Here is a 17345-nt window from a genome sequence, read left to right as displayed (position 1 = left end):
AACTCCTCACCAACTACAACAATAAAAATCACAAAGAAAAAACCACAGGAACCCATTACTAATCCCATGGTTTTTTTCGTTGTTCTTTATGAATTACACCCACCACATATCTGATGGCTTTTCTTCAATAATGATCGAGTTTAAGTTTTTCACCGCTCTGGCAAAACCTTCTTCAATTGACATGATTGGGTCTTCATGTTCAATGCTGACAACGTAATCATAGCCGTAAACTCGCAATGCACTAATCATATCTGACCATTCTCGAATGCTATGACCGCAACCAACCGAACGGAACGTCCATGCTCTCGTTTGGACTTCACCGTATGGTTGCATGTCTGTTAATCCGTACATATTGACATTGTCCTGGTCAATGTACGTATCTTTCGCATGAAAATGATGAATGGCATTGGCTTTCCCTAAAATTTTAATAGCTCCGACTGGATCAATTCCTTGCCACCATAAGTGACTTGGGTCTAGGTTAGCCCCAATCGCATCACATGTTTCCTCTCGTAATTTAAGAAGCGTATACGGAGTATGAACTAAAAATCCACCGTGGAGCTCTAAGCCAATTTTGACATTATGATCTTTAGCGAATTGGCCCATCTTTTTCCAGTATGGAATTAGCTTTTCTTCCCATTGCCACTTCAATACATCCCCATATTCATTCGGCCAAGGCGTAACAGGCCAGTTCGGGTATTTTGCCCCTTCATGATCACCTGCTGTTCCAGAAAAGCAATTAACTACAGGAACCTCCATTAAGTTCGCTAGTTTAATCGTTTTTTCTAATACGGTATCCGATTCTTCAGCAAATGCTTTGTCAGGAGAAATCGGATTGCCGTGACAACTAAAAGCACTTATTTCTAAGCCTCTAGACGCTATTTTCTCTTTGTATTCATTACGCTTTTGTTCACTTTCTAGAAGTGCATCAAGATCGCAATGAGCATTCCCTGGATAGCCACCAGTTCCAATCTCAACGGCTTTTACACCAGCATCCCTCACGTAATCTAACATCTCATCTAGGTTTTTCTGTGAAAATAATACCGTAAATACACCTAATTTCATCCTAAGCCCTCCTCACTTTCCACTAACTCATAACTTTATACTTTGACCCGTCTCACTGCTTTTATAAATACCATCCATTATCCTTGAAACTTCAAGAGCTTCTTCAGGTTTAACGATCAATTCATCCCGCCCTAAGCAAGCATCGATAAAGTTTTGTGCTTGAGGAAGACCTGGATTATCTTCTCCACCAATGTATGTTGCTTGACTGTTGAGGAGCATCCCATGCTTGGCTTGGTTGAGTTCAAATGGAAATAAATCAATCCCACCCGTTTCACCAGAAATACTTAGTTGTTCAACATCTTCTTTAATGTTAGCTGACCATGACGTTTCAAATAACATCGTTGCCCCGTTGTCAAACCGAACATACGCAGTTACATGATCATCGACATCGAAGGTTTCGTGATTAAAAGAACCCCATTCATTGACCTGGTTAGGCATTTTACTAAGTTTGTTATACGTTTTCCCAATAACTTCAACAGGTTTTGGACTGCCAAGAAGCCATAAAGATAAATCTAAAAAGTGACAACCGTAGTCAATTAAACTACCTCCACCTTGCAGTTCTTTATTCGTAAAAACACCCCAGCCTGGTACCTTTCGTCTTCTCAGTGCTTGTACACGTGCGACAATCGGTGTGCCGATTTCATTTTGAAAAATGACATTCTTTGCAGCCTGAGAGTCTTTCATAAAACGGTAATGGTAGGCAATAGAAAGTACTTTACCTGACCTGTCCCTCGCCTCAATCATCGTTTTACATTCGTCTGTATTCATCGCCATCGGCTTTTCACATAAAACGTGAACTCCCGCATCTAGAGCTGCGATCGTAATCTCCGCATGAAATTTATTTGGTGTACAAATTGTTACCGCATCAACTTCATGAAAAAGATCGCGATAATTCGTATATACCTTTTCGATATTAAACTTTTCAGCAGCAGCTTTAACTGTCGTTTCATTCACATCACAGATAGCAACGACCGTTACATCATTGGCTAACTTTAGGAAGGCTGGGATATGACGATCTTGAGCAATCCCGCCTGCCCCGATAATACCCATACGTAATTTGCCCATACTAGACTCACCTTTCACTTACACACTCATAATTCGTTTTGTTTCATTTGACTCAAGAGCGGAAAGAACAACTTGTAATGATTTTAAGCCCTCTTCACCAGTAACAAGTGGTTGTTGATCTTCAATAACTGCTGTAATAAATTGGTCGATCACTTGAGTATTCGTTTGTCCACCTGACTCATTCGTTTGAATTCCACCTAGCTCATATTTAACAACTTCACCATTTTTATATTGAACAACAAGAGAATGAACAGGGTCATCTTCAAGACGAAGGATCGCATTCTCACCGTAAATAATCGTTGAGTTATCTTCCTTGGATACGTACGACCAGCTCGCAGCAAGGGTTCCGATAATACCGCTTTCTGTTTTTAATACACAAACCGCTGTATCGTCTACGTCTGTATTCTGTTTTGCACTTGTTTCAACAAATGCCCCAACTTCCACAAACTCTTCTCCAAGAATATAACGCAATAAATCTGTTTTATGAACACCTAGATCACCCATTGCTCCAATGAATGCTTGTTCTTTCTTAAAGAACCAACTGTCTTTTCCATCAGCACTCCAACCTTCTGGACCACCGTGACCAAATGCAGTGCGGAAGCTATAAATTTTTCCAACCTCACCATTTTCGATTAACTGCCTTGCTTTTTGATGAGACGGTACAAAGCGTTGGTTATGAGCAATCATCAGCTTCTTGTTGTTTTGCTTGGCGGCTTCAATCATCGCAAGTGCATCTTCACGTAAAGTGGCCATCGGCTTTTCACAAAGGACATGTTTTCCTGCTTTTAATGCCGCAATCGATACAGGCGCATGTAAATAGTTTGGCGTACAAACGCTAACTGCATCAACATCTGCATTTTGTAATAGTTCTTCATAGTTGGTATAAGCTGTTGCTTCATACTTTTCAGCAAATTCTTGCGCACGTTCTTCAACAATGTCACAAACTGCTGTAATTTCAGCATACTCATTATTCGCATATTCAGGCATATGGCGATGTTTTGCAATACTGCCACAACCGATAATTCCCACTCTAATTTTGCTCATCAATGACACTCCTCAACTTAGTTTTTTGCTTTAATTTCTTCTAATGGCTTCGCATTCCCGTAGACAGGTCTATTTCGTTTCGTCGGCGCCGTCCACTTTACTGCATTTTTTATTACTCGTTGAATTTCCTTGTTGTAATACGTAGGATATGTTTCATGACCTGGACGGAAGTAAAAAATCTTTCCGTTTCCACGTTGGTATGTACATCCACTCCTAAATACTTCTCCACCTTCAAACCAACTCATAAAAATCAATTGGTCAGGTGCTGGAATATCAAAATGTTCCCCGTACATTTCTTCTTTTTCAAGTTCAATGTATTCACCAATTCCTTCAACGATCGGATGGCTCGGATCAATGACCCACAGTCTTTCTTTTTCGTCAGCTTCACGCCACTTTAAATCGCAAGTTGTTCCCATTAATGTTTTAAAGATTTTCGAAAAGTGACCTGAATGAAGAACAATTAATCCCATCCCATCAAGGACCCGCGCTTTTACTTTTTCAACGATCTCATCAGCGACTTCATCATGGGCAAGATGTCCCCACCATACAAGTACATCTGTTGTATTTAAAACATCATCTGATAACCCGTGTTCTGGCGCATCTAATGTAGCCGTTTTTACAACGATGTCTTCTTCTCCTAAAAAGCTGGCAATCGCCCCGTGAATTCCTTCTGGGTATATGTCTTTAACTACTGGATTTTTTTGTTCGTGCCGGTTTTCATTCCATACGGTTACATTAATCATTGTTGCTCTCTCCTTTTACATTTCTTATTTGACTTCATCATATTTGATATAGCTATAACTAGAAATAGATTATATAATTAAAACATGTACTATTTTGCTATTTATTAGAAAGGAACACGTTATGAATTTACATATTGGCTTTTGTGGTTATTCGCACCATACAAAAGGTTATTATTCCAATGATAATTCAAAATTAACCGGGTATCTTTTACGTCTTCAAACGGAAGGATATTGTGAAGCATATATTAACCAACGGAAATTTGATATTAAAAAAGGAGATCTTCTCCTTGTAAAACCAGGAGAGTATTACGATCTATACATTGAAGGAAATCAAATGAGCGGGGATTATCACTTATTTTGTGAAGGAGAATGGGTAGACGAATGGTGGCAGCGCTCAGTCAAAGCTACGGTTTCTCGCATTGATCTCGACGAAAAAATTCTTTCACTTTGGCGCAATCTTATCATTGAACTTCGACGGCCCGATTCAGTGGAAGACAACGAACTTTCCCAATACTTATTGAAAGCATTATTAGTATCATTAGAGCGGGCGATTAACGACATCTCTCCTGCTGTTTCAAGGCCTTTTGCTGTAACTAGGATGCTGCGATACATTGAAGAACATGCAACGAGCGGGTTAAAAATTGAAGATGCTGCACAGTTTGCTGGACTGAGCGTTTCACGTGCTGTTCACCTTTTTAAAAGTAGTGTCGGGAAAACAATGATTGAATATGTACAAGAAATCCGTTTAGCTACTGCTATTAACCAAATGAAATATACGACAATGACACTTGAGCACATTGCACATAACAGCGGTTTCGGTACGTACCCATATTTTCATAGAGTGTTTAAAAAGAAATACGGAATGTCACCAGGGGAGTACCGCAAAAAGGAGTAGAGAAGGTAGTATAAATGGCGAATATAAAAGGACGCAAAACACTCAGACTTTGTCCGAGCGTTTTGCGTCCTTTTATAATGTTAGACCGGATTTACTGTTACACCTGCATTTGCTGTTACACTCGTTTTCGCTAACCAAGCGGCACCGATGACACCCGCATCATTTCCTAACGTTGCAATTGTTATATCCATACCGTCGCATACTCTAGGGAATGCAAACCTTTCAAAATACTCTTTAATTGGAGCTAAGATCGTATCCCCAGCTTTTGAAACTCCGCCACCGATTACGATTGTTTCAGGGTTTAAGCCGTTTGCTAGATTAGCCAATGCCAGACCTAAGTTGATAGCCACTTCATCAATTACCTTCTTCGCGGCTCGATCCTCTTCCTTCGCTAAATTGAGAACGTCTTTTGCAGTCAATGTTTGTGTTTGCTCGAAAACATCTCGTAATCTAGTAGCTTCTGTAGTTGCACTAACTTCTTCTAGCGCCAGACGAACGATCCCTGTTGCTGAAGCAATTGTTTCTAGACAACCTTTTTTTCCACAATTACAGCTTGCACCGTCTTTGATTACCGATGTGATGTGACCAATTTCACCGCCAGCTCCATTTAAACCGTGAACAATTTTACCATTAGAAATAATACCACCCCCGACACCTGTCCCTAGCGTTACAAAAATCATATCGTTAGCTCCAGCTCCAGCACCTTTCCACATCTCACCTAGTGCTGCTAAATTCGCGTCATTGTCAACAACAACTGGTAATGCTGTTTCTTTTTCTAGTAGAGCTTTTAACGGGAAGTGTTCCCATCCTAGGTTTACAGCAACTTCAATTGAACCATCTGTAAAATTAACAGGTCCGGGTGCTCCAACACCTATTGCAAGTAATTTTTCTTTAGATGAGTTTAATTCTAGCAACTTTTGATCAATTGATATAGCGATGTCAGTTGGGATTCGCTGACCATGTTCACTTTTATCTGTAGGAATTTCCCACTTTGTCACTAACTCACCATCTTCAGTCACAAATGCTAGTTTAATTGTAGTCCCCCCGATATCAACACCAACAAGCCATTTCTCCTCCATTTTTATCGCTCCTAACTACCTTTATCTTTATTAACAAGCTATTTTTACATCTTTACAGTTTTTTTTTATAATTTTTTTCGTATAAAAATAGTCCAAAAGGACACTGTCTCCAGTATCCTTTTGGCGCATAATTGCTCACTGCCAGCAAACGTTTGCGCAGGTCATCTTAACTTAATTTAGACTAATTTATACACTCTTGCTTCATACGGTTTCAATGAAACATTTTCAAGTGGTTCTTCTTGTTCAACATCATAGTTACTCAATAACAATTGTGCTGATTTCTTTAATAAGCTTTCTGGTAAACTAAAGTTTGTTTCTTTTGCAAAAAGGTTCGTGATAACTAGTACAGTTTCATCAGTAAATGTACGAGTATAGGCATATACTTGTTCATGGTCTTCTGCAATGAGATCATACGTACCATAGATAAGAACCGGGCCGTCTTTTCTAAGTTCAATCAGTTTTTTGTAATAGTGGTAAATTGAATTTGGATCTTGCATCGCCTGCTCTACGTTGATGTCCTTATAGTTTTCATTCAACTTTAACCAAGGAGTTCCTGTCGTAAATCCAGCGTTTTCATCCCTATTCCATTGCATTGGAGTACGAGAATTATCTCGACCATTTTTCCAAATAACTTCCATGATCTCTTCATGTGTTTTTCCATCTTCAATTTCACTTTTATATAAGTTTTTTATAGCTACATCATTGTAATCATCAATGGACGTAAACTTCACATTGGTCATTCCAATTTCTTGTCCTTGATAGATAAACGGTGTTCCTTGCATTAAGAAGTACATTGTTGCAAGACATTTTGCAGACTTTTCCCAGTACTGTTCACTGTTCCCCCATGTTGAAACCGATCGCGGCTGATCATGATTTTCAAGGAATAATGCATTCCACCCCATTCCATCAAGACCTTTTTGCCATTTTGTTAATGTTTCTTTTAGCGCCGGGAGATCTAAGCCTCCATCGGTGCTTTTACCCCATAGGGAAAGATGTTCAAATTGGAAGATCATATTGAAGCAGCCTTTTTCTTCGCCTACCCACTCTTCCGCTTGGTCTACTTTAACACCGTTTGCTTCACCGACTGTCATGATGTCGTATTTATCAAAGGTTTCACGTTTTAGCTCCTCGAGGAAAACATGAATGCCTTCACGGTTCATATGTCCTTTTAATGACGGGACATAGCGCTTATTGTCTGGGTTGGGCAGGTCTGGGAAACCAGGTACCTTCTTGATATGCGATATAGCATCCACTCGGAAACCATCAATTCCTTTATCTAACCACCAATTCACCATTTCATATAAGTCATTTCTTACTTTGGGATTTTCCCAGTTAAGGTCAGGCTGTTTTCGGGAGAATACGTGCATATAATACTCTTTTGTCGTTTCATCGTACTCCCAAGCCGAGCCGCTGAAAATAGACTCCCAGTTATTTGGTTCTTTCCCGTCTTTACCAGGGTGCCAAATGTAGTAGTCTCTATATGGGTTATCTTTTGAAGAGCGTGACTCAATAAACCACGGGTGTTCATCAGACGTATGATTAATGACAAGGTCTAAGATTAGCTTCATACCGCGGTCATGTACTTCTTTTAAAAGCTGATCAAAGTCAGCCATCGTTCCGAAATCATCCATGATCCCTTTATAATCACTAATGTCATACCCGTTATCATCGTTTGGCGAGCTAAAAATTGGACAGATCCAAATAACATCAATTCCTAAGTTCTTTAAATAATCAAGTTTTGAAATGACACCTTGGATATCACCAATTCCATCACCGTTTGAGTCCATAAAGCTTCGAGGATATATTTGATAAGCTACTGCTTCTTTCCACCATTTCTTATTCATCAGCAAACGCCTCCTTCTCTCTACCATAAAAATAGCATATTTACATCATCAGCGCAATCGTTTGCGCATTTTAATTTTTACGTTTATCTTTTGTACTTTGTTCTTCATCACAATTTCCTTAATTTAATTTATATATTCGTGCTTCATGAGGACGAAGTATTGTGTTTTGAAGATTTCCTTCTCCAGTTACATCGGGATAGTTAGCAATGATAAGTTCTACCGATTGCGCATCCAGATTTTCAGTCAGCGAATAGTCTGTTTCAACATCCGCATGATTTAAGATCACTACCCACGTTTGGCTTTCATACGTACGTGTATACACATACACATTTTCCTCACCTAGAGAAAGATCTTTATAATCGCCATAAATCATGACAGGATTTTCTTTTCGTAATGAGATTAATTTTTGATAGTAATAAAAAACAGAACTAGGGTCTTGCAATGCTTGCTTTACATTAATTTCTTTATAATTGGGATTCACCTTGATCCATGGTGTTCCTGTTGTAAAGCCAGCTTGTTTTGTGTCATCCCACTGGATGGGTGTACGTGAGTTATCACGGCTTAATAGTAGTAAACTTTCGAATACCTCTTCCGGGTCACGGCCTTTTTCGACTTCTTCCTTATACTTATTTTTCATCGCGATATCATTATAATCGTCAATCGAATGAAAACGAACGCCTGTCATTCCAATCTCTTCCCCTTGATAAATGTATGGAATACCTGGAAGTGTATGTATCATCGTAGCTAAAAGTTTAGCCGATTCGATCCGATATTCTTTATCATTTCCATATCGGGTGACTTGGCGGGTATGATCATGATTGTTCAAGAACTGTGAGTTTGTTCCTTTGCCTTTTAATCCTTCATACCAGCGTGTTTGGATTTCTTTAAACCGTTTCATATTCCAGGTCGGCATATCATCTGCAACTTCGAAATGGAATAACGTATGTAACTCATTACGGTCTTCTCCTACATAAAGAAGTCCATCTTCTGGTGTGACAAACGGTATTTCACCAACCGTCATGATATCGTAATGCTGTAACACTTCTCGATACATTTCTTGTAAGTACTCGTGAATACCCGGGTTATTACCTAAGTAGTTAATATGATTTGGATTTTCAACACTCGGAAAGCCTTCTAATTTTGCAAGTAAATTAATGACATCTAAACGAAATCCATCAATACCTTTATCTAACCAAAAACGCATCATTTTATAGATTTCTTGACGTACCTCTTCGTTTTTCCAGTTTAGATCAGGTTGTTCTACTGCAAACGAATGCATGTAGTACTGCCCCGTTTTTTCATCAAACTGCCAAACTGATGGTGTGAAATAAGAGCGCCAATTGTTTGGTACTTTTCCGTCTTGAGGGTCTTTCCAGATGTACCAATCACGCTTCGGATTACTTTTAGAAGAGCGAGACTCAATAAACCACGGATGCTCATTCGAAGTATGATTTACGACTAAGTCCATAATTAATTTCATTCCCCGCTCATGAACTTCGTGTAAAAGGCGTTCCCATGTTTCCATATTTCCAGCCTTGTCCATTATGCTGTAATAGTCTGAAATATCGTAACCGTTATCAAAATCAGGTGACTCATAACAAGGGTTTAACCATATCACGTCGACACCGAGCTCTTTAATATAATCAAGCTTTTGGATGACTCCTTCTAGATCGCCGTAACCATCACCATTCGTATCATAGAAACTGCGCCAATACACTTGATATACAACTGCCTCTTTCCACCACGTTTTATTCATGTCCGTAACTCCCTTTTTTGCACACTAATAGTTTTAATAACAAACTATAATAATATAATTATCACAAAAAAGAAGGGTGCCCCAATAGTGCGTAATTCTCAATTCCATATAAGCGTCTAGTAGAAAGTCTTGATTTCTCAAACTCTTTTTGGATAAAAATTGCACTTTGTGATGGGACATCCCCGCTTCTATTTACAAGATTGCCTTTTGACTAACCTATGAGGTACAATTACTTTTTTCTCCCCATTGTCAGGGTTATTGATCTTGCTGATTAAACAATTCGTTGCTTGATAACCTAGATCATAAATATGAATATCAACGGTTGTCATTGTCGGTGACGAAAGTTCTGAAATCATTACATTATTAAAGCTAACTACAGATATATCACCAGGAACATTTACATTCATATCCGCTAGCATTTTCAACACACCGAAAGTCATAATATCATCAACAACAATAAGTGCAGTTGGGCGTTGTTCAAGAGACATTAGCTCAATAACCGCATCTTGTCCACCTTTTTCTAATTCTTCATGATGAACAATATAATCGTCTCGAACAGGGATATTGGCATTAATTAATGCTTGTTTATATCCTTTTAGATGGTCAATCGTTACGACATAATCTAAATTTCCACCTATAAAACCAATCTTTTCATGGCCTAGTAACATCAAATATTCTGTTACTGTTTTCGCTGCCTTAAAGTTATCATTGTTAACAAAGGTTACTTGGTCTTCGTCTATATTATAAGGTCTGCCGATCAGGACAAATGGAAAGCCTTGTTCAATAAGAAAGGGCATGATTTTATCATTTACTCGAGAGTAGAGCAGCAGTATTCCATCTACTCGTCCCCCATATACCATTTGCTTTACTTCTTCAAAAATTTCATCTTCCGATTGACCTGTTGATAAATACAGTCCGAACCCTTCTTGGTGTGCTTTCGTACTAATTCCCCGAATAACTTCAGGGAAGAATGGATTTTGAAACGCAATTTTAGCCGAGTTTGGCATTACTATACCAATCGTTTTCGTACTTTTATTGGCAAGACTTCTTGCGTTTAGATTAGGGTGATATCCTAATTCCTTCATTGCTTCCCTGACACGTTCTTTCGTCTTTTCACTTATACGTGAACTATTTGCAATAACACGAGATACCGTCGACGGTGCTACATTTGCCCGCTTAGCGACATCTTTTATAGTGACCGCCATCGGTATCCACCTCCTCTACAGTGATTTCATCTATATTTTAGCTGTTAGCACCACTTTAGACAATCTTTTCCTTTCTCACTAGAGGATGTTCAAAAAGTCCGGGAAAAATCTTTGGCGGTAGAAGAACTTCTTGGATCTTTTTGTCCTCCTTTTTGAACACGCACTTTTAGTCATTTACTAACGATTTAGCATTATGATGTTGTTACAATCCACATGAGTAACGCCGAGTATAGGAATAGACCTCCAGCGAGTACTAACAAAATAATAGATAGTATTTTAAATCCTTTAAACACTTGAAATCACCTTCTAATTACTTATTATCCTTTTTCCGCACCAGCCGTTAAACCTTCTACAATATAACGTTGGAACACAAAGAACAAGATCATGAGCGGAAGTGCAATAAGAACTGCTCCTGCTGCGAACACCGTAAAGTTGTTGTTGGCTTGACCTGAAACTAATGTAAATAGCCCTTGTGCTAATGTCCAGTTACTGCTTGAACGCAAGATTACCTCTGCCATAATGAAGTCCATACTCGCACCAACAAAGCTATTAAAGGCAACGAATGCGATAATTGGTGTAGCAAGTGGCAGCATAACTTTAAGGAAGATATCCGTATTCGATGCTCCGTCAATACGAGCAGCTTCCATTAAACTGTTTGGAATACCATCAAAGAAACCTTTAACAATCCATGTATTAAACGCTACACTACCCGCAGCTAATACAAGAATATAACCAAGATGAGTATCTAAAAGACCAAACGTTCCTAATAAAGTATAGATTGCAATCATCCCCATGATCGTTGGGAACATCTGAAGGATAATGATCGCCATTAAACCTTGCTTTTTACCTTTAAATTTAAACTTTGAAAAAGCATAACCTGATAGTACTCCGAAAGTTGTTGAAATGACCATATTAGAAAATGCAATAAACATCGTGTTTCTATACCAAGTTATATAATTATGTTCAGCAAATAAAGTTTTATAATGGCCCCAGTTCCACTCAGCAGGACTAGGGAAGATCCTAGACGTGTGTAATGAAGAACCAGGGTTTACTGAACCAATAAAGATAAAGTAAACAGGGAACAAACAAATAATAACGAGTGAAACTAAAATACTATATACAATAAACATATTAATTGTCTTTTTTACTTTAGGGCTAAGCATTTATTACACATCCCCTTTCAAGGCTTTGGTATTTCGTAAATTGAAATACGCAAATCCAGCAATGATCAAGAAGACGACTAAAGCAACGGCAGAAGCTATCGCATATTGACCATTATCTAATGTCATTTTGAAAATCCAAGATAATAAGATATCCGTGTGACCAGCATAGTTGTAATTTGCGTTTAGTGGGCCACCTTCTGTCATTAGATAAATGAACGTTAACTGGTTAAAGTTAAATGCGAATGTAAAGACCATTAGCGGAGTCGCAGCTACCATAACGATTGGGAATGTTATTTTCCAAAATTGTTGAACGATTGTTGCTCCATCTACTTCAGCTGCTTCATAAAGTTCTTTACTAATCGTTGTTAATACAGCTGTAAATAATGCCATCCAGAACGGAAAGCCTAGCCATAAGTTAGTCAGTAATACGGCAACCTTTGCCCACATCGGATCTGATAACCAAGGAATAGGGTTCAAGCCCACAGTTCTTAGCATTTCATTAATAACACCAAACTGACCATTATACATATTTCTGAAAATAAGAATACTTACAAATCCTGGTACAGCCCAAGGAATAATATAAATGTTTCTCCAAAACTTACGATACTTAACAATCTTTTGTGATAAAACAACAGCTACAAAAAGACCTGCAAATACAACTAAAACAGTTGACATCACTGCCCAAATGATCGTCCATGAAAAGACTCCGAGGAACGTTCCTCTCCAAGACTCCATAGTAAATAAACGGACAAATTGCTCAAGCCCTACCCAATCAACTAAAGACCTTGGGGGCAAATAGTTTGGTGAAGAGAAGTTTGTAAAAGCAATCAATGCCGTAAACACTAACGGGAATACAGTTAACAAAAGCATAGCAGTGGCAGTTGGTGCGATTAAAATATAAGCGTACCCCGTATCCCATGCGTTGCGCATTGATGTTTTAAAGTCGCTAATTGGTTGACCTAGTTCACGTAATTTTCCTACAAGGTAAGCATCACGAACACTTAGATAGTAAATACCTAGGATAATGAGTAATAAAATTAACATCATTAGTCCTTCAGCCATTAACAGAATAGAGTGATCACCTTGTTCGATAATACGGCCTCTCTGTCTAACCTGCGGCTGTTCCCCTAATGTAATTAATCCGTGTAACCCGCTAATAATCGGTCTTACAGCGAAGATCAATACAATAAGTTCAAATACGGCCCAAGAAATACCTTTCCAATACTGCTTATTATAAATTTGTCCTAGTCCCATAAAGAGAACAGATAGCAAAGCGGCAATTTTGCTATGACTTTTGTCTTTATGTGACACTTTCATTTCTGATTGATTTGCCATTGATTATTCCCCCTTTTAACGGAATAAGTAAACTTTCAAAAAACTTAAAATTTTTGTGGTATAAAATGGATAATCAGTGAGGCGGTTAGGGGGATTATTCCTTCATACCACACTCACTGATTATTTGCTGACCTTTTATTTTTTTGTAATAACGAAGGAATGCATCCTCGTTTTACAATTGATTAATTATTGTTGTTGCTCACGAATAGCAGTTTCAATTGTGTTGACTGCGCGGTCTAACGCTTCTTGAACATCAACATTACGATTCCAAATTTCTGTGAACGCTGCTTCCATCGGTCCCCAAACAAGTGGCATTTCAGGAATGTTTGGCATTGGTACAGCATGAGTAGCTTGCTCTAAGAAACCTACAGAAATCGGGTTATTTTGAATATCTTCATGCTCTGTTAAAGCAAAACGCGGCGGTAATGCACCAGTAATTTCGTAAGCTGCTAAAAGGTTCTCTTCGTTCGTGATAAATTTTGCTAATAGAGACGCTGCATCTGGGAATTCAGTGTAAGCATTAACATAGAAACCACGAGTTCCAGAGAAAGTTGTTGGGTTCTCACCGTTGCTTAAAACTGGAAGTGGAGCTACGTTAAAGTTAATTCCAGCATCCTCATAACCACGAACAGCCCAAGGACCATTGATGTCGAATGCTAATTCTCCACCTTCAAACAAACCAGTTCTAACGTCATAAGTAATATCTTCTACAGCCATACCAGGATTTAACTCCTTTAATGGCATTAAGATCTCTTCAGTACCAGCAACAGCACCAGCATTATTTAATCCGATGTCTTCTGGGTTCGTACCATCATCTCCAAATACATAACCACCGTGTCCACCAAGGAAGCCATATAAGAAGTATAAGTTAGCAGGTTCCATCATAAAGCCGTACTGTTTACCTTCTGTTAAGTCACCAGCCATTTCAAATAGCTCTTCCATTGTTTCAGGTGTTTCTTCTACTAAGTCTGTGTTGTAGTAAAGGGCATATGTTTCAATACCAGATGGATATCCAAATAATTCACCCTCGAATGAAGTAGCTGTAATCGCTGCTTCCATGAAATCTTTACTATATTCTTCAGGCCAGAAGTTTTCTAATACTAGACCAGCTGAGATTGCACGTCCGATACGATCATGCGTTGATGCGAATACGTCAGCAGCCATTCCTTGAGGACCATCAGTTGCTAGACGCTCTGGAGCATCTTCTTGGTTGACTTCTTCTACCTGAACTGGTACACCATATTCAGCTTCAAACTTCTCTGCCATTAATTCTGCCCATTCAAGTTGTTGGTCACCGTCACTCCATAAAAGTAACTCTGCACCTTCTTCAGGAACGATTTCGAAATCCTCTACTGTTTCTTCAGTAGTATCTTCACCGATACCCGTATCTTCTTGTACTTCTTCATCTGCTGCTCCACCACAAGCTGCAAGCATCATAGATGATGATAACAACACAGAAGCAGTTAAAAGTTTTGTCTTTTTGAACATAATCGATTTCCCCTTTTTAAAGAATAATTAATAAATAATAGAACAATCCTTTTACTTACAAAACAACTAAGTATTATACACCTCCTTTAAATGATAAAGATCATTAAGGCTTGTACACATTTTGACAACAAGCGATAGTTATTGGGTACGATACAATTATTTTCTATTGCAATGCTATTTTCTATTCCAATTTAAGGACTGAATTATTCTAGTTCAACTTGGGCTTAGAAAAATAAATTATCACGCCTATGAGCAACCGCTTGCATAAAGGAGTTTTAAAAAAGGCTCACGCACACATCTTGATGTGAAAACGTTTGCACTTTGTTGAATTTATTATACAATCCATTATCTATACTGACAATACTTTTTTAAGAAATTATTTTTGTTTTCACCTAAATGACTTATTTCATTTATAGGTCATAGCTTTAATGTAATAACTGTTCTATTTTTCATTTACCAAGTTTAGTATAATTACAAGTGCTAGAGAGTATCTTTATTGGAGGAGTATACTTACCTCGAAAGGTGTATTGCACCATCCTTAACAGAGGTTCGCGCTTCATTTTAAGCAATCGATTGCACTATCGCTATGTTAAAAACTATTCCTAGTCGGATCTTTGCTTTATTAAAAGATATATTTACCGATAGATTCCGTTGTAAACTCTATGGCTCCCTCCATACTAAACCTTGTGCAAGCGCTTGACAACCATGATCGGTGTTAGTAAATTTCTTGATGAGTAACAATAATTTTGTTCCATACATAAGGAGAGTGTCACTCATGTTTAAAGCAGCCATTTACCATCGTCCAAAAAATGAATTCGCTTATGCTATAGATGAAAGCACCCTGCATATTCGACTGAAGACAAACAAAAATGACGTACATAAAGTTATTCTAATATACGGTGATCCTTATGATTTTAACCAAGAGGAAAAATGTTGGGTATCCACCAAGAAAGAAATGACCTTCAACGGCAGTGATGGTTTGCACGATTATTGGCTAGTTGCAATCTCTCCTAAACATAGCCGTCTACGTTATGGATTTTTGCTTGAAAATGAGAAGGAATCTCTTTTTTACACCGAAAAGGGTTTCTATAAAGAGCAGCCAAAAGATGCTGGGAATTATTTCTGCTTTCCTTTCTTAAATAAAATAGATGTATTCTCCCCTCCTGCTTGGGTGAATAACACCGTCTGGTATCAAATTTTTCCAGAGAGGTTTGCAAATGGCGACTCAACGATTAATCCAGAAGGTGCACTCGCATGGGGGAGCACTGACCCTACACCGACTAATTTCTTTGGTGGAGACTTCCAAGGCGTCATTGATCACTTAGATTATTTAGAAGAACTCGGAATTACAGGTTTATACTTTACTCCTATATTTAAGGCATACTCTAACCACAAATATGACACGATTGACTATATGGAGATTGACCAACAATTCGGAGATAAAGTTACCTTCAAAAAGCTTGTGCAAAAATGTCATGAAAGAGGTATTCGTGTTATGTTAGATGCCGTTTTCAATCATAGCGGCTTTTATTTTGAACCTTTTCAAGACGTCCTAAAACAAGGGAAAAATTCTCGATACAAAGACTGGTTTCATCTACACGGATTTCCTGTCAAGGCTGAGGAGCAACCTAATTATGATACTTTTGCGTACGTACCATCAATGCCGAAGTTAAACACTGAAAACGAAGATGTTAAAAAGTATTTATTAGATGTTGCCCGTTATTGGATTGAGGAGTTTGATATTGATGGATGGCGTTTAGATGTTGCTAATGAGGTTGATCATTCCTTTTGGCGGGAGTTTCGGTTGACTGTTAAACAAGCGAAGGCTGATGCCTACATTTTAGGGGAAATTTGGCATGACTCCATGCCTTGGCTTCAAGGCGATCAGTTTGACGCCGTGATGAATTACCCCTTAACATCAGCAGTTACAGAGTATTTTGCTAAAGCCAATATTAGCACGTCTGAGTTCGCAAATGCGGTGACCGCAGTAACCAACCTATACCCAGAAACTGTGAACGAAGTACAATTTAATTTACTCGGAAGTCACGATACACCGAGAATTCTTACAATTAGTGACAACAACAAAGATAAGGTAAAACTTCAGATGTTCGTTCAATTTACAATGGCTGGAACACCTTGTATCTACTATGGCGATGAAATTGGATTGACAGGGGATCAAGATCCAGGCTGCCGTAAATGTATGGTATGGGATAAAAGTGAACAAGACACAGAAATGTTCTCTTTTACGCAAAAGTTAATTTCATTACGTAAAAACAATCCTTTATTGCGTACGAATCGTAATTTCCAATTTTTCGATGTCTCGGACGATGAAAATGTATTAACGTATCGAAAGAAAGATGAACAAAACGAAATTATTGTGATCATTAATAACAATGCTGAAAGAAAAGAAATTGCAATCCCTCCAGCCTACCAAAATAAAAAAGGCGAAGACCTATGGGCGCAACAAAAAACTTCACTAGCTTCTACGATTGATTTAAAACCATACGATTTTCATATCGTCATGCTTTAAGAATTTATACAGGGGTGACTCCTTAACAAGTGCCACGTCCTTCAAGCCAAATACGTTTTTATTCTTAAAAAACGTATTTGGCTTCATACGAGGAATGCAGCAACGCGGAGTCACTCACTCACTTACCAATATTTAT

Annotated in this window: 13 protein-coding genes; 2 read left to right on the top strand and 11 right to left on the bottom strand. The window is 38.4% G+C overall.

The window, feature by feature from the left end:
• Positions 1–93 precede the first annotated feature (93 nt).
• From AC2VNP_RS10270 to AC2VNP_RS10255, 4 genes are read right to left on the bottom strand one after another with little or no spacing between them, the layout of a single operon-like run.
• Complete coding sequence (locus AC2VNP_RS10270) at positions 94–1062, bottom strand: sugar phosphate isomerase/epimerase family protein (RefSeq protein ID WP_486917247.1); 969 nt, start codon at positions 1060–1062, stop codon at positions 94–96.
• 27 nt (positions 1063–1089) lie between these two features.
• Complete coding sequence (locus AC2VNP_RS10265) at positions 1090–2127, bottom strand: Gfo/Idh/MocA family protein (RefSeq protein ID WP_486917246.1); 1038 nt, start codon at positions 2125–2127, stop codon at positions 1090–1092.
• 18 nt (positions 2128–2145) lie between these two features.
• A complete protein-coding gene (locus AC2VNP_RS10260; protein WP_486917245.1) occupies positions 2146–3171 on the bottom strand; it encodes a Gfo/Idh/MocA family protein in 1026 nt (341 codons plus the stop codon).
• A gap of 17 nt (positions 3172–3188) precedes the next feature.
• On the bottom strand, positions 3189–3914 hold the full coding sequence (locus AC2VNP_RS10255; protein WP_486917244.1) for a ThuA domain-containing protein: 726 nt from the start codon (positions 3912–3914) through the stop codon (positions 3189–3191).
• Positions 3915–4035: 121 nt separating this feature from the next.
• Between AC2VNP_RS10255 and AC2VNP_RS10250 the strand changes: the two genes are divergently transcribed.
• The gene (locus tag AC2VNP_RS10250) at positions 4036–4809 is read left to right on the top strand and encodes a helix-turn-helix domain-containing protein (protein WP_486917243.1); all 774 of its coding nucleotides are present in this window, start codon (positions 4036–4038) and stop codon (positions 4807–4809) included.
• Between the two features lie 80 nt (positions 4810–4889).
• On the opposite strand, the gene AC2VNP_RS10245 is transcribed toward AC2VNP_RS10250, so the two are convergent.
• From AC2VNP_RS10245 to AC2VNP_RS10215, 7 genes are all read right to left on the bottom strand, one after another.
• On the bottom strand, positions 4890–5888 hold the full coding sequence (locus AC2VNP_RS10245; RefSeq protein WP_486917242.1) for an ROK family glucokinase: 999 nt from the start codon (positions 5886–5888) through the stop codon (positions 4890–4892).
• A gap of 176 nt (positions 5889–6064) precedes the next feature.
• Positions 6065–7732, bottom strand: a complete 1668-nt coding sequence (locus AC2VNP_RS10240) for a glycoside hydrolase family 13 protein (protein WP_486917241.1) — start codon at positions 7730–7732, stop codon at positions 6065–6067.
• 118 nt (positions 7733–7850) lie between these two features.
• Positions 7851–9488 carry a glycoside hydrolase family 13 protein gene (locus tag AC2VNP_RS10235; RefSeq protein ID WP_486917240.1) on the bottom strand — a complete coding sequence of 546 codons (1638 nt, stop codon included), beginning with the start codon at positions 9486–9488 and terminating at the stop codon, positions 7851–7853.
• 188 nt (positions 9489–9676) lie between these two features.
• Positions 9677–10693, bottom strand: coding sequence for a LacI family DNA-binding transcriptional regulator (locus AC2VNP_RS10230; protein WP_486917239.1), 1017 nt, complete (start codon positions 10691–10693; stop codon positions 9677–9679).
• Positions 10694–11010: 317 nt separating this feature from the next.
• On the bottom strand, positions 11011–11856 hold the full coding sequence (locus tag AC2VNP_RS10225; RefSeq protein ID WP_486917238.1) for a sugar ABC transporter permease: 846 nt from the start codon (positions 11854–11856) through the stop codon (positions 11011–11013).
• A 3-nt stretch (positions 11857–11859) separates the two neighbouring features.
• A complete protein-coding gene (locus AC2VNP_RS10220; RefSeq protein WP_486917237.1) occupies positions 11860–13191 on the bottom strand; it encodes a carbohydrate ABC transporter permease in 1332 nt (443 codons plus the stop codon).
• Between the two features lie 186 nt (positions 13192–13377).
• A complete protein-coding gene (locus tag AC2VNP_RS10215) occupies positions 13378–14679 on the bottom strand; it encodes a sugar ABC transporter substrate-binding protein (protein ID WP_486917236.1) in 1302 nt (433 codons plus the stop codon).
• A 775-nt stretch (positions 14680–15454) separates the two neighbouring features.
• Between AC2VNP_RS10215 and AC2VNP_RS10210 the strand changes: the two genes are divergently transcribed.
• On the top strand, positions 15455–17209 hold the full coding sequence (locus AC2VNP_RS10210; RefSeq protein ID WP_486917235.1) for a glycoside hydrolase family 13 protein: 1755 nt from the start codon (positions 15455–15457) through the stop codon (positions 17207–17209).
• Positions 17210–17345 lie beyond the last annotated feature (136 nt).

It is taken from the genome of Alkalihalobacterium sp. TH-98, assembly GCF_057473385.1.
The sequence above is the reverse complement of the archived record's forward strand: the minus strand, read 5'-3'. Positions and strand labels throughout refer to the sequence as shown.